We start from the raw sequence: 25,822 nt of genomic DNA on the forward strand, positions 1-25,822 counted from the left end.
CGTCCGGCCACCGCATCCCGAACCGGCAATCCGGAACTGTTGGGACATTAACGGGCAAACTATGCTTAGCTACGTGGGGCAACGGCGGCTCGACGCGGGGGAGGGATCGACATGCACGGGCGTGAGCTGCGTGGCCTGCTCCATCCGCTCCTCCTGCTGCTGATCTTCGAGCGGCCCGGGCACGGGTACGACCTGATCGAGCGTCTCGACGCGATGGGGGTGTCCGACGTGGAACCCGGCCACGTCTACCGGGTGCTGCGCGGCCTGGAGCGCGACCGGTCGGTGAGCTCTGCGTGGGAGACCGCGGGGGCGGGGCCCGCGCGCCGCTGCTACCGGCTGACGGCGAAGGGCCGCGGCGACCTGCGCTCGTGGTTCGTCGAGCTGGCGCAGCTCAACCAGGTCATCGACGCCTGCCTACGGCGCTCGGCGGACGCCTTCGACCGGGCCCGCCGCGTCCCCGCCGACCCGTACGCCACGATCCGGAGTTGACCGCGACCATGCGACCCTCGGCGTTCCCCGCGGTGGACCACGCGTTCGCCCGCCGTCTCGTCCCCGGGCGGGCGCTCGCCGCCGACGCGCCGCGGATCGCGCGGGCCTGCTACGAGATGGCCGTACGCTTCCACCGCGGCGGCAGGCTGATCGTCTTCGGCAACGGCGGACCGGCGACAGACGCCCAGCACGTCGTGGTCGAGTTCGTCCACCCGGTCGTCGTGGGCAAGCGGGCGCTGCCGGCGATCTCGCTGACGAACGACGCCGCCACCCTCACCGGGATCGCCCGGGCCGACGGCTTCGACGAGGTGTTCGCCGCGCAGCTGCGGCTGCTCGCCGCCCCGCAGGACATCGCGCTCGGGCTGTCGGCCGACGGCCGGTGCGCCAACGTACGCCGAGGGCTGGAGACGGCCCGCCACCTCGATCTGCTCACCGTCGGGCTCCTCGGCGGCGACGGCGGCGAGATCGCCCGCGACGGCCTGGCCGACCATGTCGTCATCGCCCGGTCCGACGACCCGGGCATCGTCAAGGAGGTGCACATGACGACCTATCACATCCTGTGGGAGCTGGTGCACGTGTTCTTCGCACAGCCGGGTCTCCTGGAACGGGAGGCGAGCCGGTGACCTCCTGCCACGACGACGTCTGCGTCACCTGCTCCGACGCCGCGGTGGCCGTACGGGTCCGGGAGCTGACGGCCGACGGCCTGGCGGTGGTCGACACGGACGCCGGCCCGGAGGAGGTCAGCGTCGCACTGGTCGACGCGGCCCCGGGCGACGTCGTGCTGGTGCACGCCAAGGAGGCCATCGCCGTGGTGGGGAGCAGCCGGTGAGCGCCCCCGTCGGCGGCGCGCTCGGGGCGCTCTACCCGTTCCTCGACGACCGCCCGACCGACCTGGACGCCGTTCTCGCCGCCGTGGCGGCGTCCACCGCGGAGAAAACCGCGGAGATCGTGGCCCTCCGCGAGTCCCTGGTCGCCGCGCACGGGCAGCGGCTGGTCGAGTGCGCCCATCGGTGCGCCGCCGCCTTCCGGGCCGGCGGCCGGCTGTACGCGTTCGGCAACGGCGGGAGCAGCACCGACGCCCAGGATCTCGCGCAGCTGTTCCTGCACCCGCCCGGGGCCGCCCGCCCGTTGCCGGCCGTCTCGCTCACCCAGGACGTCGCGCTGATCACCGCGCTCTCCAACGACGTGGGCTTCGACGTGGTCTTCGCCCGGCAGGTGGCGGCGTTCGGCCGCGCCGGGGACATCGCGGTCGGGTTGTCCACGAGCGGGGGCTCGGCGAACGTCCTGCGGGCGTTCGCCGAGGCGGCCCGGCGGGGCATGCTCACCGTCGGGATCGCCGGGTACGACGGCGGCCCGATGGCGGAGTCCGAGGCCGTCGACCACCTGTTCGTGGTGCCGTCCGCGTCGGTGCACCGGGTGCAGGAGGCGCAGACGACGGTCTACCACGTGCTGTGGGAACTCACCCAGCAGGCCCTGGCCGGCGAGCTCTGACCGGCCGTGGGCCCGGTCGCCGTGGAGCGGATCCACGTCCGCGTCGAGGGGATCGTGCAGGGGGTCGGCTTCCGGCCGTTCGTCCACGCGCTGGCCACCCGGTACGACCTGGCGGGCTTCGTCGGCAACGACACCGGCGGCGTCTTCGTCGAGGTCGAGGGCGACGGCGACAGGCTCGCCGCCTTCGTGGCGGACCTCAGCCGCCGCGCGCCGGCACTGGCCCAGGTGGAACGGGTCAGCACCGAGACCGTCGCGCCGACGGGACAGCCCGGCTTCGCCATCGTCGCCAGCGTCACCGGCGCCGGCCGGGACGTCCTGATCTCCCCGGACACCGCCACCTGCCCCGACTGCCTCGCGGAACTGTCCGACCCGACCGACCGGCGCCACGGCTACCCGTTCACGAACTGCACCAACTGCGGCCCGCGGTTCACCATCGTCACCGACGTCCCGTACGACCGCCGCGCCACCACCATGGCCGCGTTCCCGCTCTGCGCCGGCTGCGCCGCCGAGTACGCCGACCCCGGCGACCGGCGGTTCCACGCCGAGCCCGTGTGCTGCCCGGCCTGCGGCCCGACGCTGCGGCTCGTCACCGCCGACGGTTATGCCGTGCCCGGCGATCCCCTCGACGTCGCCGTACGGTGGCTGCGCGACGGCCGGATCGTCGCGGTCAAGGGGCTGGGCGGCTACCACCTGGCCACCCGCGCCGACGACGAACCCGCCGTGGCGGCGCTGCGCTCCCGTAAGCGCCGCGAGGAGAAGCCGTTCGCTGTGCTGGCCGCCGACCTCCCGGCGGCGCGCGCCCTGGTGGACGTGTCGCCCGAGGCGGTGCCGGTGCTCACCGGCGCCCGTCGCCCCGTCGTGCTGCTGCCGCGCCGCCCCGACGCCCGGGTCGCCGCGTCGGTGGCGCCGGACAACCGGGACCTCGGCGTCCTGCTGCCCTACACGCCGCTGCACCATCTGCTGGCCGGCCGGCTCGGCGTGCCGATGGTGCTGACCAGCGGCAACGCCTCCGACGAACCGATCGCCCACCGCGACGACGACGCCCGGGAGCGGCTGGCGGGCATCGCCGACGGCTTCCTGACCCACGACCGGCGGATCCACGTCCGCACCGACGACTCCGTGGTACGCCTGTTCCGGGGCCGCGAGCTGCCGGTGCGGCGGTCCCGGGGCTACGTGCCCGCGCCGCTGACCCTGCCGTGGCCGTTCGACCGGCCGGTGCTGGCCTGCGGCGCCGAGCTGAAGAACACCTTCTGCCTGGCCAAGGGGCGGCGGGCGTTCGTCTCGCACCACGTCGGCGACCTGGAGAACTACGAGACGCTGCGCGCGTTCACCGACGGCATCGCGCACCTCAGCCGGCTGTTCGACGTCCGGCCGCAGGTCGTCGCCCACGACCTGCACCCGGAGTACCTGTCGACGAAGTACGCCCTGCACCGCGACGACGTCGACCTCGTCGGCGTGCAGCACCACCACGCCCACATCGCCTCCTGCCTGGCCGACAACGGCGAGCCCGGCCCCGTGATCGGCGTCGCCTTCGACGGCCTCGGGTACGGCGAGGACGGCACCCTCTGGGGAGGCGAGCTGCTCGCCGCCGACCTGACCGGGTACGAGCGGGTCGGCCACCTGGACGCGGTGCCCATGCCGGGCGGGGCCGCGGCGGTACGCGAGCCGTGGCGGATGGCGGCGGCGTACCTCGACGAGGTCTACGGCGACGCGGTGCCCGACCTGGCGGTGGCGCGGCGCAACGAGCGGCGCTGGCCGGCGGTGGTGGCGCTCGCGCGGAGCGGGACGAACTCGCCGCGCACGTCGAGCGTGGGCCGGTTGTTCGACGCCGTCTCGGCGATCCTCGGCCTGCGCGACCGCGTCACGTACGAGGGGCAGGCCGCGGTCGCCCTGGAGCAGCGGGCCCGCCCCGACGAGCGCGGCGGCTACCGCGTCGACGCGTCCGGGCCGGTCCCGCTGGCCGACGCCGGACGCCAACTGGTCCGGTGCGTGGTCGACGACCTGCGCGCCGGCGTGGACCCGGGCCGGATCGCCGCCCGCTTCCACGACGGCCTGGCCGACGCCGTGGTACGCGCGGCGGAGGCCGTCCGGGAGGCCACGGGCCTGACCGACGTCGCGCTGTCGGGCGGCGTGTTCCAGAACGTGCTGCTGCTCGACCGGGTGGTCCGCGGGCTGGAGGGCGAGGGGTTCCGGGTGCTCGTGCACTCGCGGGTGCCGCCCAACGACGGCGGCATCTCCCTCGGCCAGGCCGTGGTGGCCGCCGCGCGCCACCGAACGGACGGGTCCGGCTGAGCGCCGCCGCGTCAGCAGATGCGGGGCAGCGGATCCCCGACCAGCATGTCGACGACGCGGGTGCCCCCGAACGCCGTCCTGAGCAGCACGAGCCCGGCCGGGTCGGCGGCGACGTGCCCGATGACGCTCGCGTCCGCGCCGAGCGGGTGGTCGCGCAGCGCCGCCACGGCCGCCTGCGCCTGCGCGCCGTCGACCACGGCGACGAAGCGTCCCTCGCAGGCGACGTACAGGGGATCGATGCCGAGCAGTTCGCACGCCCCGGTGACCGCGGGACGCACCGGCACCGCGGCCTCGTCGACGACGACGGCCACCCCGGCCGCCCGCGCCACCTCGTTGAGGACCGTCGCCACCCCGCCCCGGGTGGCGTCGCGCAGCAGCCGCACCCCCGGCGCCGCGTCGAGCAGGGCCGACACGAGGCCGTGCAGGGGCGCGGTGTCGGAGGAGATGTCGGCCTCGATGTCCAGTTCGCCGCGGGCGAGCATGACGGTGACGCCGTGATCGCCGATCGGGCCGGAGACGACGACCGCGTCGCCGGGCCGCACGTGCGCGGCGCCCAGCGTCACCGGCCGCTCCAGCACGCCGACGCCGGTGGTGGTGACGTAGCAGCCGTCGCCCCTGCCGCGCTGCACCACCTTCGTGTCGCCGGTGACCACCCGTACGTCGGCGCGCTGCGCCGCGGCGGCCATGGACGCGGTGATCCGCAGCAGGTCGGCGACGGGGAAGCCCTCCTCGAGGATGAACCCGGCCGCCAGGTACAGCGGGCGGGCGCCGCTGACCGCGAGGTCGTTGACGGTGCCGTTGACCGCGAGGTCGCCGATGTCGCCGCCGGGGAAGAACAGCGGCGACACCACGTACGAGTCGGTGGTGAAGGCCAGCCGGCCGCCGGCGACGGCGAGCACCGCCGCGTCGTCGAGCGTCTCCAGGATCGGGTTGCGGAACGCCTCGACGAAGACGGCCTCGACCAGCGTACGGCTGGCCTTCCCGCCGGCGCCGTGGGCGAGGGTGATCCGGCTCTCCCGGACCGTCGGCCGGCGCCGGCGGGCCCGTTCGATGCGGTGCAGCACCTGCTGCTCCGGCGACGGCCGCCCGGGCTGCCGGTCGGCCGGCGCCTCGGCCGCGGCGCGGTCGGCCCACTCGGCCGTGCGTTCGCTCGTCATGCGTGTGCCGCCTCCGTGAGTCGCTGCCGCGTGAAGCGGCCGAAGTTGTAGTAGGCCGCGCACGCGCCCTCCGACGAGACCATGCAGGTGCCGATGGGGGTCTCCGGGGTGCAGGCGGTGCCGAACACCTTGCACTCCCAGGGCTTGAGCACCCCCTTGAGCACCTCGCCGCACTGGCACGCCTTCGGGTCCGCCACCCGCACGCCGGGGACGTCGAAGAGCCGCTCGGCGTCGAAGGCCGCGTACTCGTCGCGCATCCGCAGGGCGGAGTGGGAGATGAAGCCGAGGCCGCGCCACTCGAAGTACGGCCGCAGCCGCATGACCCGGCCGATCGCGTCGAGCGCCCGCGGGTTGCCGTCCCACGGCACCACCCGGGTGTACTGGTTCTCCACCTCGCAGCGGCCGTCGGCGAGTTGCCGCAGCAGCATGAGGACCGACTGGAGCAGGTCCAGCGGTTCGAACCCGGCGCACACCAGCGGCTTGCCGTAGTCCCGGGCGATGAACTCGTACGGCCGGCAGCCGATGACGGTGGAGACGTGCCCGGGCCCGAGGAAGCCGTCGAGGCGCAGGTCCGGCGAGTCGAGGATCGCCTTGATCGCCGGCAGGATCGTGACGTGGTTGCAGAAGACCGAGAAGTTGTCGATGCCCTCCGCGGCCGCCCGCAGCACCGTCACCGCCGTCGACGGTGACGTGGTCTCGAACCCGATCGCCATGAACACGACCCGGCGGTCCGGGTTGGTGCGGGCGATCTTCAGCGCGTCCAGCGGCGAGTACACCATCCGGATGTCGGCGCCGGCGGCCTTGGCGTCGAGGAACGTGCCGGTCCCGCCGGGCACCCGCATCATGTCGCCGAACGCCGTCATGATGACCCCCGGCTCCCCGGCGACGGCGATGGCGTCGTCCACCCGGCCCATGGGGATCACGCAGACCGGGCAGCCCGGCCCGTGCACCAGCGAGACGTTCTCCGGGAGGTAGTCCTCGATGCCGTGCTTGTAGATGGTGTGCGTGTGGCCGCCGCAGACCTCCATGAAGGTGTACTGCCGCCCCGGCTCGCAGAGCGCGGCGATCTGGGCGGCCAGGGTCTGGGCCCGGTCCGCGTCGCGGTACTCGTCGACGAAACGCATGTGGTGGTCTTTCCTAGGTGATGTCGGATTCGGCGAGCGCCTGCAACTCGTCGGTGTACGCCTGCCCGAGGCCGGTCAGCATCGCCAGCGTGGCGGCAGCCTCGGCCTCGTCGATCTTCGACATGGCGAACCCGACGTGGACGAGCACCCAGTCGCCGATGCCCACCTGGTCCTGGCCGAGCAGGCCGATGTTGACGGCCCGCCGCACGCCCACGACGTCCACCACGGCGAGGTCGTCGTGGCCCGCCTTGAGTTCGACGATCTCGCCCGGAATCCCAAGACACATGGGCTCACATTTTCTCGATCTTGATGTAGCGACGCAGCGCGGGTAGTTCCTTCCAGAACAACGACACGGCGGCCGCGCCGGCCAGCAGCATCAGCAGTTTCCGCATCGCTCACCTCCTTCGGCTCGGCCGGGCTCGCTCAGCCCGGCGGCAGGTTCGGCATGATCGGCAGGATCGCGTCGTGCTGGTCCGGCCGGATGCCGGTCGAGCGGCGGGCGTCCACCGTCCCGTCGGCATGGTGGCCCGACTGCTTCCGCCGCACCGAGTTGCCCTCCTCGACGCCCTTGGTGTGCGCGGGCGCGTCCAACTCGACGTCGGGATCGCCCACCCGGATCTCGCCCATGGCAGCCCCTCCTCACTCGCTGTCCGTCGGCCGGCCGTGCCGCCGGCCGAGGTCGTCGAAGAACCGGGCGATCTCGCGCCACACGGCGCTGCCGCCCGACATGCCCGTCCAGTTCCCGCGCACGAGCGCCACCAGCCGGAAGCAGTCGTCGACCGGCACCACCCATCGCTCGCCGCCGCCGCGCCGGGTGTCCGTCCAGGTCAGGAACGCCTCGACGCGCGGTCTCATCGCGGCCAGCGCCGGTGACCGCGCCTCCACCGCCCGCCAGGCGTTGGCGTCGACCTCGGCCTCGGTGGTGCCGAGCGGGCTCGGATAGTGGCCGACCGTCCGGCCGTCGCGCTGCCTGACGAAGAACGCCAGCCCGACCGGTACGCCCAGTTCGTCGGCGGACAGGCCGGTCAACCGCCGGCGGCGGTCGGGGACGAGCTCGTACCGGCTGCCGCCGGCCGCCTCGCGCTCGAACAGCAGCGTGCACGGCGGGCAGGCGCAGAGCAGTCCGGCGTCCTGCTCGTCCCACACGTGCCGGTGCCCGGGGCCGACCGGCGCGGCGCACATCCCGCAGCGTTCGAGCGGGGCGGAGCGCCGCGCCGCCCGGTGGATCGCCCGCCGCAGCGCGCCCGTGGTCATCCCGCGCCGTCCAGCGCCAGCGGCCCGGCCGTCCGGTGGCCTGCGGGGGCCGGATGTCGCGCCGCCGTCGGCTCGGCGGCCGGGGCCCGGTGCCCGCCCGCCGCCGGCTCGGGCGGGGTGCCGTCCGGCCGCCGCCGCAGCGCCGCGACCGGGATCAGCGCCGGGGTCGGCGCGGGCGCCACGACGTCGACCGCGGACAGCTCCGGCGCGAACGCCCACACCTGCTCCCGCACCAGCTCACGCAGGGCCGCGCCGCCACCGCCGCACCCACCGGCCGACAGGCTGACCGTCGCCACGGCGTCCTCGACCGCGACGAGTGTGATCTCGGCGCCCCGGGCGCGTAGCTGCGGCCTCAGGTCGTCGACCGCGCGGGCCACGCGCCGCCGTACCGGGTCGGGGTGGACGCCGTGCAGCAGCAGCAGGTGTCGCAGCAGCTCGTCGCCGGTGAGCCCGTCGAGCGCGGGCGTGCCGGCGGCGAGGTCGGTGACCCGGGCCAGGGCCTCGCCGTACACCTCGGTCAGCGTCTCGACGGCCTCCAGCGCCAGTTCGGCGGTGCGGCCGGGGACCTGCTCCAGCTGGCCGAGCAGCGCGTCCAGGCGGGCCAGTCGAGGTTCGACGGCCGCGTCGTCGAGGCGCGGGGTCTCCGGCCGCTCAGCCATGGGACGCGCCGAACATCGGCGAGTGGATCTTCTTGAGGGTGCGGCCGCCGCCCACGTACATGTGCACGCCGCACGGCAGGCACGGATCGAAGCTGCGTACGGCCCGCATGATGTCCACGCCCTTGAAGTTCTCCGGCCCGTTCTCCTCGAAGATGGGCATGTTCTGGATGGCGTCCTCGTACGGGCCGGGGGTGCCGTAGCTGTCGCGGGGGCTGCCGTTCCACGGTGTCGGCGGGTACGGGTGGTAGTTGGCGATCTTGCGGTCCCTGATCACCAGGTGGTGCGACAGGGTGCCCCGCACGGCCTCGTGGAAGCCGCAGCCGATGGCCTCGTCCGGCACGTCGAAGTCGGTGAAGACCCGCATGTCGCCGCCGCGCACCCGCTGCATCGCCCGCTCCAGGAAGTACAGCGACATCGCCGCGGCGTACGCGATGAAGTAGGCGCGGGAGCGGTCCCGCTCCAGCGCGTTCGACCAGCGCGGGATCTTCCACTCGAGGGTGGTTTCGGGCAGCCGTTCGCTCTTCGGCAGCGTGATCAGCACGCTGCGTCCGGTGGACTTCACGTACGGGGTGTCGACCATGTTCGCCAGCGCCGTGACGTACAGCCGGGCGAAGCATCCGCCGCCGGTGTCCAGCGCCAGGTGCTCGCCGCTGCCCTTGTCGAACCAGCGGGGGCTCATCACCCAGCTGTACCGGTCGTCGAAGTCGCGCTTGCCCGGGTCCGGCAGGGTGGTCTGGTTCCAGGGGTGGCGGATGTCGACCGGGTTGCCGAGCGGGTCGAAATTGACGAACGGTTCCTCCTCGCCGACCCAGTCCTTGTAGTAGGAGCTGCCGAGCAGGATGCGGATGCCGAGGTTGATGTCGACCAGGTCGGTGGTGAGCAGCTTGCCGTCGACGACGATGCCGGGCGTGACGTGCATCGCCCGCCCCCAGTGCGTCATCGTCTCGTAGCGGTAGTCGACGACGTCGGGGTTCTGGAAGGCGCCCCAGCAGCCCAGCAGCACGCGCCGTCGGCCGACCTCCTCGTAGCCGGGCAGCGCCTCGTACCAGAAGTCGAAGATGTCGTCGTTCATGGCGACGGCCTTCTTGACGAAGTCCAGGATGCTGATCAGCCGGCTGAGGTAGTCGGTGAACAGGGTCGGCTGGGGCATGGTCCCGACGCCGCCCGGGTACACCGTCGACGGGTGGACGTGCCGCCCCTCCATCAGGCAGAACATCTCCCGCGTGATCCGGCTGACCTTCAGCGCCTCCTTGTAGACCTCACCCTCGAACGGGTTGTACGCCCGCATGATGTCGGCGATCGTGGCGTAGCCGTGGACGTCCCGCCCCGGCGCCGCGGTCTTCTCCGCGCGGGCGAGCACGCTCGGGTTCGTCTGCTTGACCATCGCCTCGCAGAAGTCGACGAAGACGAGGTTGTCCTGGAAGAGGGTGTGGTCGAACATGTACTCGGCGGCCTCGCCGAGGTTGATGATCCACTCCGCCAGCGGCGGGGTCTTGATGCCGTAGGCCATGTTCTGCGCGTACACCGAGCAGGTCGTGTGGTTGTCGCCGCAGATGCCGCAGATCCGGCTGGTGATGAAGCCGGCGTCGCGCGGGTCCTTGCCCTTCATGAACACCGAGTAGCCGCGGAACAGCGACGACGTGGTGTGGCACTCGACCACCTCGCGGTTCGCGAAGTCGATCTTCGTGTAGACGCCGAGGTTGCCGATGATCCGGGTGATCGGATCCCACGCCATCTCGGTCAGCTCGCCACGCTTCTTCGCGGCGGCCGGTCGCGGTTTCGTCGCGGTCAAGGCTTGTTCCTCTCACGGGCCGCCTGGCGGCGGGGGTCGGCCGGCCCGTACGGGCGCCAGCGGGGGTTGTAGCCGCTGGTGAGCGCCGGACCGTTGTGGTGCCACTTCGGTTCCCGGTTGGCGGTGGCGTTCGTGATGCCGCGCAGGCGCCGGATCAGCGCGCCGTACGGCTTGATCATCAACGTGGAGAGGCTGCCACCGGGCGGCATGTCCATGAACGGCATGAACTTGTCCGGGAACCCGGGCATGGTGCAGGCGATGCAGATGCCGCCGACGTTGGGGCAGCCGCCCACGCCGCCCATCCAGCCGCGCTTGGGCACGTTGCAGTTGATGACCGGCCCCCAGCAGCCGATCTTCACCTGGCACTTCGGCGAGTTGTAGTCCTTGGCGAAATCGGCCTGCTCGTAGTACGCGGCCCGGTCGCAGCCCTCGTGCACGGTCTTGCCGAACAGCCACTGCGGCCGCAGGAGCGAGTCCAGCGGCGGGGGCGGGGCCGACCCGGCGGCGTGGTAGAGCACCCAGGTCAGGGTCTCCATGAAGTTCTCCGGCTGGATCGGGCAGCCCGGGACGTTGACGATCGGCAGGCCGCCCTGCGACCGGAAGTCCCACCCGAGGTAGTCCGCCAGGCCCATGCACCCCGTGGGGTTGCCCGCCATGGCGTGGATGCCCCCGTACGTCGCGCAGGTGCCGGCCGCCACGACCGCCCACGCCCTCGGCGCCAACCGGTCGATCCACCAGTTCAGGGTCAGCGGCTCGCCGGTGCGCTCGTCGTTGCCGAACGACGTCCAGTACCCGTCGCCGTTGATGTTCTCGTTCGGGATCGAGCCCTCGATGACGAGGATGAACGGCTGACCCAGCTCGCCGCGGGCCGCGGCCCGGTACGGCGCCAGGAACTCCTCGCCGCCGGCCGCCGGCGACAGCACCTTGTTGTGCAGGTTCACCTTCGGCAGGCCGGGGATGAGCCCGAGGACGACGTCCTCGATAGCCGGCTGGTCCGAGGCCGTCATCGACACGGAATCGCCGTCGCAGCTCATGCCCTCGGAGATCCACAGGATCGTGATCTCGTCGAAGCCGTGCTCGTGGGGGATCACCGCGCCGCCCCCGCCTACGCCCTGGGTCATGTTCGTGGCCTCCCCTGCATCCTGTCCCGAAGCCGGTCGTAGATCGCCGCGACCGGTGCCGCGAGGGCCAGCGCGGGCGGCCTGTCCGGCGCGTGCGGGTGCGGCCGGGTCGGGGCGACGTGCTTGCCGTCGTCGATCGCCTGGCCCAGCTCGCGCAGGGCCTGCTCGTCGGCCCGCCCGCGCAGCAGTGGCATGAGCTCGTCCTCGTCGTCGCGCACGTGCCGGGCGACGGCGGACGCCAGCCGCTGCATCACGTCGTCCTGCGCGGGGTCCCCGGCGCGGCAGCGGTCCAGCTCCAGGAGCAGTTCCTTGACGGGCGCGTGCCCGGCGAGGTGCCTGTCGACCTGACCGTCCTCCAGCACCCTGGCGGCGAACGGGTAGAACAGCACCTCCTCCAGCGCGGCGTGCTTCGACAACTCGCGCACGAGGACCTCGACGACCGCCCGCCGCTGCACGTCGGAGGCCGCCGCGTGGTAGTCCCGGAACAGCTGTTCCACCACGCGGTGGTCGTGCCGCAGCAGCTCGGTGGCGTCCATCAGCGGCCTCCCGGCCCGGCGCCGTCCACCGTGATGGACTCCAGCACCACGTCGTCGCCGCCGGTGACGTCGACGTCGACGCCCCCGCACTCCGGGCAGGCCACCATCGCGAGGTGGTCGGTGACCGGCGCGTCGTGGCCGCAGTCGTGGCACCGCACCGTCATCGGTTCGAGCACCAGGTCGACGGCGGTGTCCGCCGCGACGGTGCCGGCCGCGGCGACCTGGATGCCCTGCGTCACGACCGCGGGGTCGATCGCGTGGCCTCCGATCCGTACCCGCAGGCCCGTTACCCGCCGACCGGCGGCCCTGCGTACGGCCGCCGCGACGATCGCCTCGGACAGACCTGTCTCATGCATCGGCGGGCACCCCCTTCCGGCTGTTGTCCCCTCGCGCGGCTCCCGGGTCGAGCCGCGCGGCCTCCTCACGCGCGATTCCCTCCACCAGGCGGACCGCCTCGTCGACCGCCCGGGCGACCGGGGCGGACAGCCCCATCCGCTCGTCGAGGACGGCGGGTCGGCAGCCCACGACGAGGACCCGGTCGACGCCGCCGCCGAGGCCGCTCAGCAGCCGCAGCACGGACTCCGGGTCCATGCCGTGCCCGTCGGCGGCCGGCGCGTCCAGCACGTCCGCCGGCCGCAGGGTCCAACCGGGATCGTCGAGATCCACCTGGAGGACGGCCAGCGTCCCCGGTGGCTCGTCCAGCGGCAACGCGTCCACCATGACCAGTACGTCGTGGCGGCCGTCCAGCAAATCGTAGGCCAGGTGCATCCCCCGAATGCCGTAATCGGACACATCCACCCGTTCCGGCAGGGCGGCGTCCCGCAGTCGCCGGACGACCTCCACGCCGAAGGCGTCGTCGCCGAGGAAGATGTTGCCGATCCCGGCGACCAGCACCCGCCCGCCGCTCATCGCGCCTCGACCTCCCCGGCCAGCGGCTCGGTCTCCCCGGCCAGCGGCTCGGTCTCCCCGGTCGGCGCCTCGGCCTCTGCGCTCAGCGGCTCCACCTCTTCCGGCCGGAAGTGGCGCAGGCGGCCGTACCACTGGTGCAGGTCCGCGCCCGGGTCGTCGTCCACGGTCACCGCCAGGAACCGGGACCCGTCCACGTCGAGCAGCACCTGCGTCACCCGGCCGGTACGTCCGTCGAGGAACATGTCGTGCGCGTCCGTGCCCCGCCGGCGGGGCCGCAACCGGACCCGACTGCCGCGGGACACCGGGATGTCCGCGACGAGGACCGTCTCGGACTCCGGCGCGGCGGTCGCGTCGGCGCCCCCCTCCCACCAGGGGGTCGTGTCGGCCGGGGGCTCCCACCCGGGCGGCGGATCGGCGGCGTCGCCCTGCTGGCGTACGGGCCGCAGCGCCCGGATCGCGCCGTGCAGCCGCTCGAACACCTCCGCCGGCATGGCGTCGACGCGGTCGAGGATGGCGGCGGCGCGGGCATCGGTGGCGCGCACCTCCCGCTTCTCGGCGTCGCTGAGCGTGAGCGTACGCAGCGACAGGATCTCGTCGATCTCGGTCGCGTCGTGCAGGTCACCGGGGCTCTCCGGCGCGATCCGCGGGTGGTCGTACAGGATGATCGGTGCCGAGAGCAGGACGTCCGACGTGCCCGGTTCGCCGGCGAGCACCGGAAAGGTGTGCACGTTGCGGCACTCCCGCGCCGCCGACGCCGCCCACGCGGGCGGATCGAGCAGCGACAGGAACCGCCCCCGGTCTACGGCGATCAGCGTGTGCGTCGCGAGCAGGCAGGACCGCAGGGCGTCCTCGCGCGGGCCGACCGGCGGCGTCGACCGGTCGGTGTTCACGACGCGGACGTTGAGCCGCAGCAGCCGGAACGGCGTCCGGCACGGCACGGCCCAGACGCTCACCGACGCGGACAGCGGCCACCGCCGGCGTACCACCCGTCCGACCGTCCCGCCCCGCTCGTCGACCAGCGGCTCGACGTCCTCGCCGCCCGGCACCCGTACGTCGAGGCGGCGCCCCCGCCGCAGGTCGGCGACCGACGCCTCGAACTCGAACTCCCGCGGGACCGCCTCGTCGAAGCCGAGTTCCGTACGGCCCGCGGCGTCGAGCCGGTCGACCGGCCGGTGGACCCCGCCGGCCGCGCGTTCCTCGACCGACTTGCGTTGCAGCTGCAGGAACCGTAGCCGGCACCGGACGACCGCGTCGTCCGGTGCCTCGGCCAGGCACTGGGTCAGCTGCCACGACGACTCCGCCGAGCCCGCCACGCCGCCGTCCACCAGGCCGTGTGCCTCGCCCCAGTCCGGGGGTACGAGGACGCCGAACTGCCACCGGACCTTGTTCTTCCCCGAGGATCGGCGGTAGGGATAGAGCAGGTAGCCCTCATAGAGGATCGCCTCCGCGACCGCCTCGGCTACGCCGAAACCGGTGCGCGGGCGGTGTGTGATCATCTGCTCGGCCCCCCGTCTCCAGACCCCGCCCGGGCGCCGGGGTCACCCTGGTCTAACCCGTGCCGCCGGCCGTCGGTAAGTGCCCGCCGCCCCTAGGTGACCACCGCACTCACCGAATCGGATGAGCCGCCGGCCGGGCGTCGCGGCCGCGGCGGGCGGGAGGCGCAGCCCGGCAGGCACCCGAGCCCCTACCGGCCACGGCGCCGACGCCGGGAGCCACGTGTTCCGGTCGACCTTCGACAGGTCCACGAGGCCGCCGGTGAAGGTGGCGCCGCTGAAGTCGCCACCGTCGAGGACGGATCCGGAAAAATCGAAGTCGTGGCCAGCAACCCGGCCGCGAGTACCTGTCGTACCGAGGCTCTGTGCGGGAAGCCCCGCACCGCCCGACTCACCTGCAAACGTTCGCTCACGACGGCATCGTGACCCGACGCCGCCAGCATCCATGTTCGTCGACGCCGTACGGGTGCCATCTCGATTCGGCGCGGCCGGGTCGGTGACCGCCGGTCATACTGTCGGGGCGCCCCGACCGTACCGGAGGATGACCGATGAGGATTGGCCTGCACTACTGGAACTTCTCGACGCCCGCCGACCCGGCGCAGACGGCCGCGACCCTGGCCGAGACCGCCCGGATCGCGGAGCAGGCCGGCGTCTCCGCGTTCACGGTCATGGACCACTACTTTCAGATGGAGCGCACGACGTCGGCCGAGGAGCCGATGCTGGAGGCGTACACGACGCTCGGCTACGTGGCGGCGAAGACCGAGCGGATGACGCTGGGGGTGCTGGTGACCGGGGTGATGTACCGCCACCCGGGGCTCCTCGCCAAGATCGTCACCACGCTGGACGTGCTCTCCGGCGGTCGCGCCCGGCTCGGCATCGGCGCGTCGTGGTACGAGCGCGAGCAGCGCGGGCTGGGCGTGCCGGTCGTCCCGGTGGCCGAGCGCTTCGAACGGCTGGAGGAGACGCTGCGGATCTGCCTGCAGATGTGGAGCGACGACAACGGCCGCTTCGACGGCACGCACTACCAGCTCGCGGAGACGCTGAACGTGCCGGCGCCCATCAGCCGGCCGCACCCGCCCATCATGATCGGCGGCGGCGGCGAGCAGAAGACCCTCCGGCTCGTGGCCCGCTATGCCGACGCGTGCAACCTGTTCGGCACCAGCCCGGCGGAGGTCGCGCACAAGCTGGAGGTGCTGCGCGGGCACTGCGCCGCCGAGGGGCGGGACTACGCCGACATCGAGAAGACCGTCCTGGTCATGCGGCCGCCCCTGGCCGACCCCGACGCGTTCCTGGCCGAGGTGGCCGAGTACGCCGCGCTCGGCGTGACCGAGGTGCAGACGATGCCCGACCGGCACCCGGTCGAGTTCACGCAGGAGCTGGCCGAGCGGGTCGTACCCCGACTGGCCGGCATCGGCTGACCCCCGCGCCCGCGGACGGCGACGCGGCCAGCCTGGACCCTCCCGGGCCCAGGCTGGCCTCCCCGGTACGGGCCGTCCTCGTACGAGCGGTAGGTCAGGCCGTCGGTGCTGCCGGCGGCCAGGTCGAACGAGACCGAGTACCTGGTGGGGTCCGGGCTCTCCGTGGGGGGATCCGGGTCGACCCAGTCGGACCGCTCGGCCAGGTAGGCCCTGCCCTGCGCGCCCTTGCGCAGGAGGAACCAGTAGTCGACCTGCCCGCCCAGCGACACGAGCTCCGCCTTCAGCGAGTCCGGGGTGACGGTGAGCCGCATGGCCCCGAAGTGGTCGGCGTCGCGGAACTTGCTGCCGGGGGCGACGCTGAACAGCGGCGTGAGGCCCGGTTCGGCGCCCTTCGCCGCCGGTCAGGAGAGGCGATCGATCGCGGCGGGGACGAGACCGTGGCGGCGGACGAGGCCGATCAGTTGGCGCAGCAGCCAGCGCAGCGCGTCGTCACCGGCCGGCTCGGAGGTCACGTCGACGCACCAGGCGATGCCGCCGACGCGCCGCAGGTCCCACCGGAAGTTCGTGTCGTTGACCCGCAGCCGCCCCGTGCCGACCACCCCGGGTCGCGCAGCGTCCGGGCCCCGGGCAGCGCCCAGCCGCAGCGCCGCGCCCAGCAACTCCTGCTGGCGGCTGTCCAGATCCCCGGCGAACAGCACCCGGTGGACGACCGGACCGGCGTCCAGCCGCAGCGGCGCCGCCGACGCCAGCGGAACGTCGTCGCGGAAGTGGCCGCGCAGCGCCTCCTCGTCGGGCAGCGTGCCACCGCCGAGCCGGCGGTGGACGGCCTCCGCGCCGGCACGGTCGGTGGCCGCCAGGCGGGCACGTACCTGTGGATCGGCGCGGACCGCCCGGGCGAACGCGGCTGAACTCCACCAGCCCCGGTCGGCCGGCGTCCAGGCGGCACCGCGCAGCCGCGCCGCGGAGAGGTCGTCGGCGAGCACGAACTCCTCGACGAGCAGCCCCACTGCCTGGTCGTCGCCCGCCGCCGCGTACAGCACGTAGTAGTCGAAACTGGTGCTCGCCTGCCGCATGGGTGTCCCGGTGCTCATCCCGCGACCGTACCGCCGCGCGTGGTCGCCGGCTCGGCACCTCGGCGTCCGTGTCGGGACGCGGCGGCCACGTCGGCGGCAGCAGAGGCGGAACGAGCAGGGGACCCCTCGACCGGCGGCGCCGGCTACCGCCCAGGGCACCCGGGCCGCCCTGGGGACGGCCCGCCACGGGCGCCCGGCCCCAGGCCCGGCTCACCATCGACGTGGCGGCCGGCGACCGGTGGCTGATCGACATCAACCGCAAGGCCACCGCCGACTGGCTGCGCACCGACACCCCCGTCCTCGACTACGCCAACGCCATGGTGGCGGCCCGATCCGCCTCGGCCGGCACCGCCCAGGCGGACTGGCAGGAGCACGTCGACGGCAAGCCGCAGTACAGCCCGCCAGTGCCGCCGCTCGCGCCGGCGAAGTTCACCGGCGGCAGCTACATCGCCTACGGGGGCAAGCCGCTGCCGGAGTGCGTCGACTACGCGACGTCCGTGCAGCGGGCCGCCGCGCCCTACGTGCAGAGCGTCGCGCCCAACGGCGCGGGCACCACGGCGGGCATGCTCGGCTTCATGTTCTGGGCGGCCGAGCGCCCCGCTACCCGCGGCATCGGCACCGTCCCGCCGAACACCTGCGAGGCGGGGGCCGGCGCCGGGGCCAGCGCCCTGTCCGTCCCGGCGCCGATGCCGGCGCTGCGGCAGAGTTGACCGGCGGGCGCTCGCCAACCTTCGGCGCGGTGGGCCGACGATCGCCGGTGCCGATCAGCCGAGGCGCGCCCGTACCGGCCGCCCCGGCCGCGTGCCGTCAGCGGGCGCCGCTCCGGCGGCTGCGGGCCTGGCCGGCACGATCGGCGCGTCCCGGCCCGTACCCCGGCGGTTGCCGCCGCCGCGTCCGCTGGACTCCTCGTGGTAGTCCTGCTCCACGTTCACCGACCAGACGTCATGGCCCGCGCCGCAGGCGATGTTCTCCGCGGTCAACATGGCTGTCAGCATCGAGTGGTCCTGGTTGTTGTAGCGGTGCATGCCGTTCCGGCCGACCGGATGCACGTTCGGCACCTCGCGGGCCAGCCAGTGCCGGACGACGTCCACGTTGCGCTGGTACCGCTCGTCGTAGACGGGGTACGCCTTGGGCATGCGCACCACGTATCCCGCTTCGACGACCCCGGACCGGACCAGGCCGAGCCGCTCCAGCTCCGCCGTCGCGGTGGCGACCAGTTCGGCGTCGGGAGTACGCCACGTCTCGTCGTCCTCGAAGACGAAGTACTCCAGTCCCAGGCAGGTGCGCCCGTCCTTGACCAGGTGCGGCGACCAGGAACCGAAGTTCTGGATCCGGCCCACCCGGACGTCGGGGTCGTGCACGTAGATCCAGTTGTCCGGGAAGGCGAACTCGGCCGGCACCACCAGCGCGACGGTCAGGAAGTCCCGGTAACGCAGGTCGGCGGCCGCGGCCCGCACCTGCGGCGGCGCGGGCGGGCGTAGCGCCGCCACCAACTCGGAGATCGGCATCGACGAGACCACGTGCGAGGCCGTCGCGGTGCGCTGCCCGCCCACGCCGTCCACCGAGACGGCGACCGCCCGGCCGCGCCGCGGGTCGCGGTGCACCGCTGTCACCCAACTACCCAGCTCCACCGCGCCGCCGCGGCGGCGCACCTCCTCCGCGCAGCGCTCCCACATCATGCCGGGCCCGAGCTTCGGGTACTGGAACTCCTCGATCAGACTGGTGACGTCAGCGCGGTTGCGGCGCGGCAGCAGGGCGTTGCGGACCGCCTTGGCCAACGACAGGTTCTTGATCCGCTGCGCGGCCCAGTCCGCCTGGAGTTGGTCGGCCGGCATGCCCCAGACCTTCTCCGTGTACGCCTTGAAGAACATCGAGTAGAGCCGCCAACCGAAGCGGGCGGACACCCACCCCTCGAAGTGGGACTGGTCCTTCGGTGGGCGCAAGCGGGCGCGGGCGTACGAGCCCAGGCAGCGCGCGGCCTCCCGAAGGCCCAGGTTGCGCAGGGCGTTGGACGCGTTGAGCGGGTAGTCGAAGAGCGCGCCCCGGTAGTAGATCCGACTCATCCGCGGCCGCAGCAGGAAGTCCTCGTCGGGCAGGATCTCGTGCCAGAACTCCTCGACTCGGGAGACCTTGGTGAAGAACCGGTGTCCGCCGATGTCGAAGCGCCAGCCGTCCCGTTCGACGGTGCGGCTGATGCCCCCCACCACCTCGTCGGCCTCGAACACCCGTACCGGCACATCCCACCGGAGCAACTCGTACGCGGCGGTCAGGCCGGCCGGTCCCGCGCCGATGACCACCGTGTCCCGCTGTTTGTCCATGCCGCGCTCCCTGCGTCCGGTTCCGGTCGCGGCCCCGTTTACCCACTGTGTGCGGGAACTCACTCAGCGCTTCGCTCCTCGTGTCGGCCGTCCTCCACGTGTCAAGGGCGGTGGAAGGGGGATGTGGCAGCGCCGGGGGTCGGATGACCGGGCTCGTCCGCGCGGGATCGGGAGAGGTCGTGGGGGACAGGGGCGGGCCGTGGGGCCGGGCACCGAGGCGGGCTCGGCGCGCGCGCCGGTGCCGTGCGGGGCCGGGCGGCGCAGGTCGCGGACCGGATTCCGGCGCCGTGGCGCTTCGCTGTGACGGTCTTCCTCGGTACGAAGATCGTGCTGACCCTGGTCGGGGTGCTCGCGCTGACCGCCTTCGACCATCTGTCCTTGACTCCGCCCGCGGACGGGTGGACGATGCGCGACCAGCAGCGCGCCATCTCTCCGCATCGCTGGGTGTCACTGTGGTTCGCCTGGGACTCGTTCCTCTACGAAAAACTGGCCCAGGTGCCACTGGACCGGCCGTGGCAGGAATTCGGCTTTCCGCTGCTGTATCCGTTTCTGGGCCGGGCGCTGGCCCCGCTGCTGGCTGGGCACACCGCGATGGCGCTGTTGCTGGTGGCCAACGCGGCGTTCCTGCTGATGCTCTACTACGCCCACCGACTCGGGGAGCAGTTGCTCGGCGACCCCGGGACCCGCCGGTTCGTCCGGTATCTCGTGCTGCTGCCCACCGCATTCCTGTTCCAGGCGGCGCTGACCGAGTCGCTGTTCCTGTGCCTGACGCTCGCCGCATTCCACTACGCCGAGCGGCGGCGCTGGCTGGTCGTCGGCGTGCTGGGGTTCTTCCTGGCGCTCAGCCGTTCCGTCGGGTTCTTCGTCGTCGTGCCGCTCGCCCTGGTGCTGCTGCGGCAGCACGACTACCGATTCGGTCGACGCGTGTTGTGGGGCTGCGTCCGTACGGGCTGGCCGCTGCTGCTGGTTCCGGCCGGGTGGCTCGCCTTCATGGCGTTCTGCCGGTGGCAGGGCGGTGACTGGTTCGCCTACCAGCACGCCCAGAAGCGGGGTTGGGGCGTCTCCGTGCAGAACCCGCTGGGTGTGCTGTGGCACGGGCTGGCCGGGGGGTCGGTCCCCGATGCCCTACGGGTCGGGGCCGCCGTCCTGGCGTTGGTGGTCGTGGTCGCGGGCGTCCGCCGGATCGGCCTGCCCTACGTCGTGTACGGCGTGATCATGGTGCTGGTGCCGCTGTCGATGGGTCCACCGGTGTACAAGAGTCTGCTGCGCTACCTGCTCGCCGCCTTCCCGGTGGCGCTCGTGCTGGCCGGCTGGACGTGGCGCGCGCGGGTCGGCGGATGGCTGACCACGGGCCTGGTCCTTCTACAGGGCGCGCTGTTCGTGATCTGGTTGGCCTACTGGAACCACTTCATCATCTGACCCGTCCACCGTCTGTCGGCGCAGAGGAGGGGCCGCCGGCCCGGGTTCCGTACCCACCGGGCGGCCGGCGGAGCTCGTTTCACACGTGGCTGCCGGCAGGGCCGATCAGCACCGCGGCGGCGACGACGAGCCCCGCCACGCACGTGAACGCCGCGCCCACATCAGCCGGCTCAAGGAGTTGCTCCGTGTCAACCAGTGACAGCGGGACCGTCCTGGCCGTCCGGTGCCACGGCCCGGGCGACGTCCGCGTCGAACACCTGCCGGCGCGCCGCCCCGGCCCGGGAGAGGTGGCCCTCGCCCCGCTGGCCGTCGGGGTCTGCGGCACCGTGCCGGCGCGGATCGCGTACCGGCTGCCGACCGGGACGCCCCCGTGGGTCGGGGCGCTGACCGAACCGCTCGCGTGCTGCATCCACGGCATGGACCAGCTCGCGCCCCGCTCCGGGCTGCCCGTGCTCGTCTACGGCGCCGGCCCCGCCGGCGCGATGATGGTGGCGCTGTCCCGGGCCCGCGGGCTCGCCCCGATCGTGGTGTTCGACCCCCGCCCGGACCGGCGCGACCTCGCGCTGCGGATGGGCGCCGACGCCGCGTTCGACCCGAGCGACGAGGCGAGCGCGCCGGCCGCCCTGACCGACGGCCTCGGGTTCCCGCACGTGATCGACGCCGTCGGCTCGGGACGCGTGCTGGAGTCGGCGGTCGGCATGGCCAGCCGCGGCGGGCGCATCCTCGTCTTCGGGGTCGCCCGGCCCGACGACGAGGCGCGGGTACGCCCCAACGAGATCTTCGCCCGGGAGCTGACGATCGTCGGGGCGGTGATCAACCCGTACACCCAGCACCGTGCGGTGGGCATGCTGCCGACCCTCGGCCTGGACCGGCTGCGACCGGCGTTCTTCCCGCTGGAGAAGGTGCCGCAGGCGCTCGACGTCCTGGCCGTCGGCCAGGCCGACAAGCTGTTCATCGCCCCGCAGGGCGTGGAGGCGGCGTAGCGGCAGCGCGGCCCGCGACCTTGGACGGTTGTCGTCGGCGATCGACAACTGTCCAAGGTCTGCACGATCCGGTCAACGGGTGGCGGTCGGGCCGCCGCCGCTGCCCCGGTCGTCGAGCACGAGCGGGGCGCGCCCGCCCACCACGTACCGGATGTGGGTGACCTGCGGCGTGTGGATGACCCGGGTCGGCGTCAGCTCGATCGCCTCCTTCTCGCCGAGGTCGAGGTCCGCGTCGAACAGCCGCAGGCCGGTGCCGAGCACGACCGGCACCACGTGCAGTTCGAGCTCGTCGAGCAGCCCCGCCCTGAGTACCTGCCGGACCAGGCTGCCGCCCCCGGCCACGGCGACGTTCCTGCCGCCCGCCGCGGCGCGTGCCTGTGCGACGGCGCTTGCCACGCCGTCGGTGACGTACGTGAAGCTGGTGCCACCCCGGCGGTGCAGGGGCTGCCGGGGGCGGTGCGTGACGACGAAGACCGGAGCGCGGAACGGCGGTTCCTCGCCCCAGGGCACCTCGCCCCCGTCGGCCATCCGGCGCCCCATGACGTACGCGCCGGCCGCCGCGAACTGCTCGGCGACCACGTCCGAGTTCGTGTCCCGTTCCCCGCCGGCGAAGCCCTGCCGTTCGCGCCACGCCATCGCGTCGGTGACCCACCGCGTGACGCGGAAGAATCCCGCGCTCTCGGCCGACGCCATCCAGTCGCCGTCGCCGTCGTCGGTGTGCCGTGGGCCGGCGTAGAACCCGTCGGCCGACACCGACAGCTGTGCGGTCACCTTGCTCATCTCGCTCGTTCCTCTCCGTCGGGTGACACCCCGCAGGGTGTTGCCGTGGAGAGGTCGGAGCCGACCGGGCGACCCCGACAGTCAGTCGCTGTGACGGCGGCCACACCATGCTGGGTGGGCCGGGGCTGCCCGGCCCATCATGGTAGCCGTTGCCGCTGCCGGGTGGGTGTGGCTCCCATCCGTCGTCGGTCCCGAGGAAGACCCGTACGCGCTCACCGCGGAGATCCACGACGGCGCGCCGGGCCGCCACCGGAATCCGGCGGCGGCCCGGGCCGCGCTTCGACCTCAGCGCCGGGCCGGGGCCCTGCGGGGGCCGCTGTCGGGCGCCACCTCGTCGAAGGCGGGGGCGGCGTCGACGGCGTCGGCGGCGACCGCCACCGAGCGGGTGGTGTCGGACAGGTCGAGGCTGGATCGCAGCGTCACCGGGCGCAGCAGGAGGGCGGCGATCACGCCCACCACGGCGATGGCGGCGGAGATGAGGAAGATGTGCCCGGTGGCGTCGCCGTACGCGGCGCGGATGATCTGCCGGATCGGCTCCGGCAGCGCCGCCAGGTTCAGGTTGCTGCTGCCCCCGCCGCCGGAGGCGGGGATGCCGGCCGCCGTCAGGTCGTGGGTGATCTGGTCGGTGACCCGCCGGGCGAGGACGGCGCCGAGGACGGAGACGCCGATGGTGCCGCCCAGCGAGCGGAAGAACGCGACGCTGGAGCTGGCGGCGCCGATGTCCCTGAGCGCGACGGTGTTCTGCACGGCGAGGACGAGGTTCTGCATGGACATGCCGACGCCGACGCCCACGAGGAACATGGCCACGGCGAGGAACCACAGCGGGGTCTCGTGGTCGATGGTGCCGAGGACGGCGAAGCCGGCGACCAGGAAGGCCGTGCCCGCGACGATGTAGGGCTTGATCCTGCCGGTCCTGGTGATGAGCCGGCCGGAGACGATGGAGGAGACGAGGACGCCGGCCATCATCGGGATGGTGAGCAGCCCGGCCTCGGTCGGGGTGTAGCCGCGGCCGATCTGGAAGTACTGGCCGAGGAAGACGGAACCGCCGAACATGGCCATGCCGACGGCGAGGCTGGCCAGGATGGCCAGGGCCGTGGTGCGTTCACGGACGATCTTGAGCGGGACGATCGGCTCGGCGTGCCGCGCCTCGACCCGGACGGCCAGCGCCAGCAGCGCCAGGGAGCCGCCCACCATCGCGGCCGTCTGCCAGGACAGCCACCCGAAGGAGTCGTCGACGAAGGAGATCCAGACCAGCAGCAGGCTCACGCCGGCGGCGATCAGGCTCGCCCCCCAGTAGTCGATCTTCACGTTCTCGCGGCGGGCGGTGGGCAGGTGCAGGGTGACCTGGAGCAGGATCAGCGCGATCACGGCGACGGGCACGCCGACGAAGAAGCACCAGCGCCAGCCGAGCCAGGAGGTGTCGACGATGAGGCCGCCGAGCAGCGGGCCGCCGACGGTGGCGAGGGCCATGACCCCGCCGAGGTAGCCGTTGTACCGGCCGCGCTCGCGCGGCGGGATCATCGCCGCGATGGCGACCTGGACCAGGGCCTGCAGGCCGCCGACGCCGATGCCCTGGAACGCGCGGGCGGCGATGAGCTGCCCGGCGCTCTGGGCGAAGCCGGAGACGATCGAGCCGACCAGGAACACCACGATCGCGGCCTGGATCAGCAGCTTCTTGTTGAACAGGTCCGCCAGCTTGCCCCAGATAGGGGTGGTGGCGGTGGCGGTGAGCAGGGTGGCGGTGACGACCCAGGTGTACTGGGTCTGCGAGCCGTTGAGCGCCCCGATGATCTTGGGTAGGGCGATCGAGACGACCGTGCTGCTCAGCATCGCGACGAAGAGCACCAGCAGCAGACCGCTGAGCGCCTCCAGGGTCTGCCGATGGCTCATCGGCCCCGCGTCGGTCGCGGTGGTGGGTGCGCTCATCGCGCCGCCTCCAGGTTCTCTTGGTTTCCGAGTGCGTTCTTGATGTCGTGGGTGAACCGGGCGAGCGCGGCCGACAGCGCGGCCGCCTCCGCCGGGGTCCAGCCGGTCAGCGCGCGGTCGAGGACCGCGCCGTACCAGTTCTCGGTGTCGGCCAGGGCGGCCCGGCCCGCGGGCGTGACGGCCAGGACGGCGACCCGCTTGTCGGCCGCGTCCGTGCGCCGCTCGACGAGGCCCTGTGCCACGAGGCCGGCGACGGCCCGGCTGACCGTGGACGGGTCCAGCCCGGCGCGCAGGGCGAGTTCGCGGGCGTGGCATCCGTCGCCGAACCTGTCGATCCGCCTGAGTAGCCCGATCATGCCCAGCGGCACGCTGGAGCGGCTGTCGGCGTAGCGCTGCTTGATCATCCGGACGGCCGTGGTGAGTTCGTGCAGCCGGACGCCGAGTTCGCGAGCGGGTTCCACTCCTGCCTCCCTACCCACCGATGGTTGCCTCAAGCAAGGATCCAAAAATCTTGCCCGCTGCGCAAGTTTTCCCATTGAGAAGTAGATCACGGGTGGGTAGCCTCGATGCCGTGGACGAGACGATGGGGTTGCGCGAGCGCAAGAAGGCGGCCACCCGCCTGGCGCTGCACGAGGCGGCACTGCGCCTCGCCACGGAGCACGGGCTCGACCGGGTGACCGTCGAGGCGATCGCCGACGCGGCCAACGTGTCCCGCCGTACCTTCTCGAACTACTTCTCCGGCAAGGAGGAGGCCATCGCGTACGGCGACGTGGTCCGGCTGCGCCGGCTCCTCGAGCTCATTCGGGAGCAGCGCGCCGACCAGCCGCCGTGGACCGTGCTCACCCGCGCCGCCGAGGAGATCATCGCCGAGACGTACGCCGATCCCGACCCGTCCTGGCTCGCCCAACGCCGTCGACTGCGCGCGCATCCCAGCCTCGTGGCGCACCAGATCGCCGCGTATGCCACCATCGAACGCGAACTGGCCGCCGCGATCGCGCACCGGCTCACCGGCCCCGACCCGGCCCTGCGGTCGCGGGTCCTGGCGGCCGCCTTCCTGACCACCTTCCGCGTCGCCATCCAGCACTGGACCGACCACCCCGAGGGGCCACTGCGCGACGCCGTGCGCACCGCGCTCGCCACCGTGGCCCCCGCCCCCGACCCCGACGGCGACCGGCCGGTCCCCGCCGCCGGTCGCCGATAGGCACGCCGGGTGCCTGCCGAGGACTACGCCTACCTGACCACCGTCGGCCGGCGCGGCGGTCGCCCCCACACCATCGAGATCTGGTACGCGGGAGCACCAGGGCGTCCGGTACCTGCTCTCCGGCCATGGTGAGGCCGCCGACTGGGTGCGCAACCCGCGCCGGGAGCCGTGCGCCCGGTCGCGCCTCGGCGGCCCCCGCGAACTGCGCGCCGACCTGCCCGGGGCGATCGCCGTGACGGCCCGGTTCGTGGTCGACCCCCGCCGAGGACTCGCTGGCCCGGCGCCTGCTGGCCGCGAAGTACCGGGGCTGGCATGAGGCGGGGTCCCCGCGTCGCCCGTGTCGCGGAATCGGGGCCGCCAGCCATAGCGCGGGATCGATTCAGAGGG

28 protein-coding genes are annotated in these 25,822 nt (G+C 73.2%); 10 read left to right on the forward strand and 18 right to left on the reverse strand.

Annotation, left to right across the window (positions count from 1 at the left end; all coding sequences use genetic code 11):
* Positions 1-111: 111 nt before the first annotated feature.
* Genes JD77_RS25255 through hypF form a run of 5 tightly spaced genes read left to right on the forward strand, consistent with a single transcriptional unit; the run spans position 112 to position 4,272 of the window.
* Positions 112-489, forward strand: coding sequence for a helix-turn-helix transcriptional regulator (locus JD77_RS25255; RefSeq protein ID WP_145776459.1), 378 nt, complete (start codon positions 112-114; stop codon positions 487-489).
* Positions 486-1,112, forward strand: a complete 627-nt coding sequence (locus JD77_RS25260) for a D-sedoheptulose-7-phosphate isomerase (RefSeq protein ID WP_211372665.1) — start codon at positions 486-488, stop codon at positions 1,110-1,112. The genes JD77_RS25255 and JD77_RS25260 overlap by 4 nt, the downstream gene beginning before the upstream one ends.
* On the forward strand, positions 1,109-1,318 hold the full coding sequence (locus JD77_RS25265; protein WP_145776460.1) for a HypC/HybG/HupF family hydrogenase formation chaperone: 210 nt from the start codon (positions 1,109-1,111) through the stop codon (positions 1,316-1,318). The genes JD77_RS25260 and JD77_RS25265 overlap by 4 nt, the downstream gene beginning before the upstream one ends.
* Positions 1,315-1,980: a D-sedoheptulose-7-phosphate isomerase gene (locus JD77_RS25270; RefSeq protein WP_145776461.1), complete on the forward strand. Its 666-nt coding sequence runs from the start codon at positions 1,315-1,317 to the stop codon at positions 1,978-1,980. The genes JD77_RS25265 and JD77_RS25270 overlap by 4 nt, the downstream gene beginning before the upstream one ends.
* A gap of 6 nt (positions 1,981-1,986) precedes the next feature.
* Entirely contained in the window at positions 1,987-4,272 is a 2,286-nt protein-coding gene (gene hypF / locus JD77_RS25275; RefSeq protein ID WP_211372666.1) for a carbamoyltransferase HypF, read from the forward strand.
* Positions 4,273-4,283: 11 nt separating this feature from the next.
* Here the strand turns inward: hypF and hypE are convergent, their stop codons facing one another.
* The 13 genes from hypE to JD77_RS25335 are packed head-to-tail and all read right to left on the reverse strand — an operon-like array spanning position 4,284 to position 14,320.
* The gene (gene hypE / locus JD77_RS25280) at positions 4,284-5,429 is read right to left on the reverse strand and encodes a hydrogenase expression/formation protein HypE (RefSeq protein ID WP_145776462.1); all 1,146 of its coding nucleotides are present in this window, start codon (positions 5,427-5,429) and stop codon (positions 4,284-4,286) included.
* Positions 5,426-6,553: a hydrogenase formation protein HypD gene (hypD, locus tag JD77_RS25285; protein WP_145776463.1), complete on the reverse strand. Its 1,128-nt coding sequence runs from the start codon at positions 6,551-6,553 to the stop codon at positions 5,426-5,428. The genes hypE and hypD overlap by 4 nt, the downstream gene beginning before the upstream one ends.
* A gap of 13 nt (positions 6,554-6,566) precedes the next feature.
* Positions 6,567-6,839 (reverse strand): HypC/HybG/HupF family hydrogenase formation chaperone, encoded by a 273-nt coding sequence (locus JD77_RS25290; RefSeq protein WP_145776464.1) that lies wholly within the window; start codon positions 6,837-6,839, stop codon positions 6,567-6,569.
* A 4-nt stretch (positions 6,840-6,843) separates the two neighbouring features.
* Complete coding sequence (locus tag JD77_RS35630; RefSeq protein ID WP_387228715.1) at positions 6,844-6,945, reverse strand: DUF6893 family small protein; 102 nt, start codon at positions 6,943-6,945, stop codon at positions 6,844-6,846.
* A gap of 31 nt (positions 6,946-6,976) precedes the next feature.
* Positions 6,977-7,180, reverse strand: coding sequence for a hypothetical protein (locus tag JD77_RS25295; protein ID WP_145776465.1), 204 nt, complete (start codon positions 7,178-7,180; stop codon positions 6,977-6,979).
* A 12-nt stretch (positions 7,181-7,192) separates the two neighbouring features.
* Positions 7,193-7,807, reverse strand: a complete 615-nt coding sequence (locus JD77_RS25300; protein WP_145776466.1) for a DUF5947 family protein — start codon at positions 7,805-7,807, stop codon at positions 7,193-7,195.
* Positions 7,804-8,466, reverse strand: a complete 663-nt coding sequence (locus JD77_RS25305) for a NifU family protein (protein ID WP_145776467.1) — start codon at positions 8,464-8,466, stop codon at positions 7,804-7,806. Before JD77_RS25305 ends, JD77_RS25300 begins: the two co-directional genes overlap by 4 nt.
* Positions 8,459-10,258 carry a nickel-dependent hydrogenase large subunit gene (locus tag JD77_RS25310; protein WP_246140932.1) on the reverse strand — a complete coding sequence of 600 codons (1,800 nt, stop codon included), beginning with the start codon at positions 10,256-10,258 and terminating at the stop codon, positions 8,459-8,461. Before JD77_RS25310 ends, JD77_RS25305 begins: the two co-directional genes overlap by 8 nt.
* Complete coding sequence (locus JD77_RS25315; protein ID WP_145776468.1) at positions 10,255-11,379, reverse strand: NADH-quinone oxidoreductase subunit B family protein; 1,125 nt, start codon at positions 11,377-11,379, stop codon at positions 10,255-10,257. Before JD77_RS25315 ends, JD77_RS25310 begins: the two co-directional genes overlap by 4 nt.
* Complete coding sequence (locus JD77_RS25320) at positions 11,376-11,915, reverse strand: hemerythrin domain-containing protein (protein ID WP_145776469.1); 540 nt, start codon at positions 11,913-11,915, stop codon at positions 11,376-11,378. The genes JD77_RS25315 and JD77_RS25320 overlap by 4 nt, the downstream gene beginning before the upstream one ends.
* Positions 11,915-12,271 (reverse strand): hydrogenase maturation nickel metallochaperone HypA, encoded by a 357-nt coding sequence (locus tag JD77_RS25325; protein ID WP_145776470.1) that lies wholly within the window; start codon positions 12,269-12,271, stop codon positions 11,915-11,917. The genes JD77_RS25320 and JD77_RS25325 overlap by 1 nt, the downstream gene beginning before the upstream one ends.
* The gene (locus JD77_RS25330; RefSeq protein WP_145776471.1) at positions 12,264-12,824 is read right to left on the reverse strand and encodes a hydrogenase maturation protease; all 561 of its coding nucleotides are present in this window, start codon (positions 12,822-12,824) and stop codon (positions 12,264-12,266) included. Before JD77_RS25330 ends, JD77_RS25325 begins: the two co-directional genes overlap by 8 nt.
* Positions 12,821-14,320 (reverse strand): hypothetical protein, encoded by a 1,500-nt coding sequence (locus JD77_RS25335; protein WP_211372667.1) that lies wholly within the window; start codon positions 14,318-14,320, stop codon positions 12,821-12,823. The genes JD77_RS25330 and JD77_RS25335 overlap by 4 nt, the downstream gene beginning before the upstream one ends.
* 545 nt (positions 14,321-14,865) lie before the next feature.
* Between JD77_RS25335 and JD77_RS25340 the strand changes: the two genes are divergently transcribed.
* Positions 14,866-15,735 carry an LLM class F420-dependent oxidoreductase gene (locus JD77_RS25340; protein ID WP_145776472.1) on the forward strand — a complete coding sequence of 290 codons (870 nt, stop codon included), beginning with the start codon at positions 14,866-14,868 and terminating at the stop codon, positions 15,733-15,735.
* A 401-nt stretch (positions 15,736-16,136) separates the two neighbouring features.
* Here JD77_RS25340 and JD77_RS25345 read toward each other — a convergent pair whose 3' ends face one another.
* Entirely contained in the window at positions 16,137-16,826 is a 690-nt protein-coding gene (locus tag JD77_RS25345; protein WP_145776473.1) for a hypothetical protein, read from the reverse strand.
* A gap of 203 nt (positions 16,827-17,029) precedes the next feature.
* Between JD77_RS25345 and JD77_RS25350 the strand changes: the two genes are divergently transcribed.
* Positions 17,030-17,518, forward strand: coding sequence for a hypothetical protein (locus JD77_RS25350; RefSeq protein ID WP_211372668.1), 489 nt, complete (start codon positions 17,030-17,032; stop codon positions 17,516-17,518).
* A gap of 54 nt (positions 17,519-17,572) precedes the next feature.
* Here the strand turns inward: JD77_RS25350 and JD77_RS25355 are convergent, their stop codons facing one another.
* Entirely contained in the window at positions 17,573-19,126 is a 1,554-nt protein-coding gene (locus JD77_RS25355) for an NAD(P)/FAD-dependent oxidoreductase (protein ID WP_145776474.1), read from the reverse strand.
* Between the two features lie 300 nt (positions 19,127-19,426).
* On the opposite strand from JD77_RS25355, the gene JD77_RS25360 reads away from it, so the two are divergent.
* On the forward strand, positions 19,427-20,545 hold the full coding sequence (locus JD77_RS25360) for a hypothetical protein (protein ID WP_246140934.1): 1,119 nt from the start codon (positions 19,427-19,429) through the stop codon (positions 20,543-20,545).
* Positions 20,546-20,730: 185 nt separating this feature from the next.
* Positions 20,731-21,528 carry a zinc-binding dehydrogenase gene (locus tag JD77_RS25365; protein WP_170286544.1) on the forward strand — a complete coding sequence of 266 codons (798 nt, stop codon included), beginning with the start codon at positions 20,731-20,733 and terminating at the stop codon, positions 21,526-21,528.
* A 72-nt stretch (positions 21,529-21,600) separates the two neighbouring features.
* Here the strand turns inward: JD77_RS25365 and JD77_RS25370 are convergent, their stop codons facing one another.
* From JD77_RS25370 to JD77_RS25380, 3 genes are all read right to left on the reverse strand, one after another.
* Positions 21,601-22,308: a dihydrofolate reductase family protein gene (locus JD77_RS25370; protein ID WP_145776477.1), complete on the reverse strand. Its 708-nt coding sequence runs from the start codon at positions 22,306-22,308 to the stop codon at positions 21,601-21,603.
* 285 nt (positions 22,309-22,593) lie between these two features.
* Complete coding sequence (locus tag JD77_RS25375) at positions 22,594-24,234, reverse strand: MDR family MFS transporter (protein ID WP_145776478.1); 1,641 nt, start codon at positions 24,232-24,234, stop codon at positions 22,594-22,596.
* Positions 24,231-24,695: a MarR family winged helix-turn-helix transcriptional regulator gene (locus JD77_RS25380; RefSeq protein WP_211372669.1), complete on the reverse strand. Its 465-nt coding sequence runs from the start codon at positions 24,693-24,695 to the stop codon at positions 24,231-24,233. Before JD77_RS25380 ends, JD77_RS25375 begins: the two co-directional genes overlap by 4 nt.
* Before the next feature lie 110 nt (positions 24,696-24,805).
* Here JD77_RS25380 and JD77_RS25385 point away from each other — a divergent pair, with 110 nt between their 5' ends.
* A complete protein-coding gene (locus tag JD77_RS25385; RefSeq protein ID WP_145776479.1) occupies positions 24,806-25,435 on the forward strand; it encodes a TetR/AcrR family transcriptional regulator in 630 nt (209 codons plus the stop codon).
* Positions 25,436-25,822: the final 387 nt, after the last annotated feature.

Origin of the sequence: Micromonospora olivasterospora (assembly GCF_007830265.1) — a bacterium.
In the GTDB taxonomy this organism is placed as follows: Bacteria; Actinomycetota; Actinomycetes; order Mycobacteriales; family Micromonosporaceae; genus Micromonospora; species Micromonospora olivasterospora.

Excerpts from the sequence above, each read along its gene's own strand:
- JD77_RS25255 (WP_145776459.1), top strand. The coding sequence starts at position 112 with ATGCACGGGCGTGAGCTGCGTGGCCTGCTCCATCCGCTCCTCCTGCTG.
- hypE (WP_145776462.1), bottom strand. The coding sequence starts at position 5,429 with ATGACGAGCGAACGCACGGCCGAGTGGGCCGACCGCGCCGCGGCCGAG.
- hypD (WP_145776463.1), bottom strand. The coding sequence starts at position 6,553 with ATGCGTTTCGTCGACGAGTACCGCGACGCGGACCGGGCCCAGACCCTG.
- JD77_RS25290 (WP_145776464.1), bottom strand. The coding sequence starts at position 6,839 with ATGTGTCTTGGGATTCCGGGCGAGATCGTCGAACTCAAGGCGGGCCAC.
- JD77_RS35630 (WP_387228715.1), bottom strand. The coding sequence starts at position 6,945 with ATGCGGAAACTGCTGATGCTGCTGGCCGGCGCGGCCGCCGTGTCGTTG.
- JD77_RS25295 (WP_145776465.1), bottom strand. The coding sequence starts at position 7,180 with ATGGGCGAGATCCGGGTGGGCGATCCCGACGTCGAGTTGGACGCGCCC.
- JD77_RS25300 (WP_145776466.1), bottom strand. The coding sequence starts at position 7,807 with ATGACCACGGGCGCGCTGCGGCGGGCGATCCACCGGGCGGCGCGGCGC.
- JD77_RS25305 (WP_145776467.1), bottom strand. The coding sequence starts at position 8,466 with ATGGCTGAGCGGCCGGAGACCCCGCGCCTCGACGACGCGGCCGTCGAA.
- JD77_RS25315 (WP_145776468.1), bottom strand. The coding sequence starts at position 11,379 with ATGACCCAGGGCGTAGGCGGGGGCGGCGCGGTGATCCCCCACGAGCAC.
- JD77_RS25320 (WP_145776469.1), bottom strand. The coding sequence starts at position 11,915 with ATGGACGCCACCGAGCTGCTGCGGCACGACCACCGCGTGGTGGAACAG.
- JD77_RS25325 (WP_145776470.1), bottom strand. The coding sequence starts at position 12,271 with ATGCATGAGACAGGTCTGTCCGAGGCGATCGTCGCGGCGGCCGTACGC.
- JD77_RS25330 (WP_145776471.1), bottom strand. The coding sequence starts at position 12,824 with ATGAGCGGCGGGCGGGTGCTGGTCGCCGGGATCGGCAACATCTTCCTC.
- JD77_RS25335 (WP_211372667.1), bottom strand. The coding sequence starts at position 14,320 with ATGATCACACACCGCCCGCGCACCGGTTTCGGCGTAGCCGAGGCGGTC.
- JD77_RS25340 (WP_145776472.1), top strand. The coding sequence starts at position 14,866 with ATGAGGATTGGCCTGCACTACTGGAACTTCTCGACGCCCGCCGACCCG.
- JD77_RS25345 (WP_145776473.1), bottom strand. The coding sequence starts at position 16,826 with ATGAGCACCGGGACACCCATGCGGCAGGCGAGCACCAGTTTCGACTAC.
- JD77_RS25355 (WP_145776474.1), bottom strand. The coding sequence starts at position 19,126 with ATGGACAAACAGCGGGACACGGTGGTCATCGGCGCGGGACCGGCCGGC.
- JD77_RS25370 (WP_145776477.1), bottom strand. The coding sequence starts at position 22,308 with ATGAGCAAGGTGACCGCACAGCTGTCGGTGTCGGCCGACGGGTTCTAC.
- JD77_RS25375 (WP_145776478.1), bottom strand. The coding sequence starts at position 24,234 with ATGAGCGCACCCACCACCGCGACCGACGCGGGGCCGATGAGCCATCGG.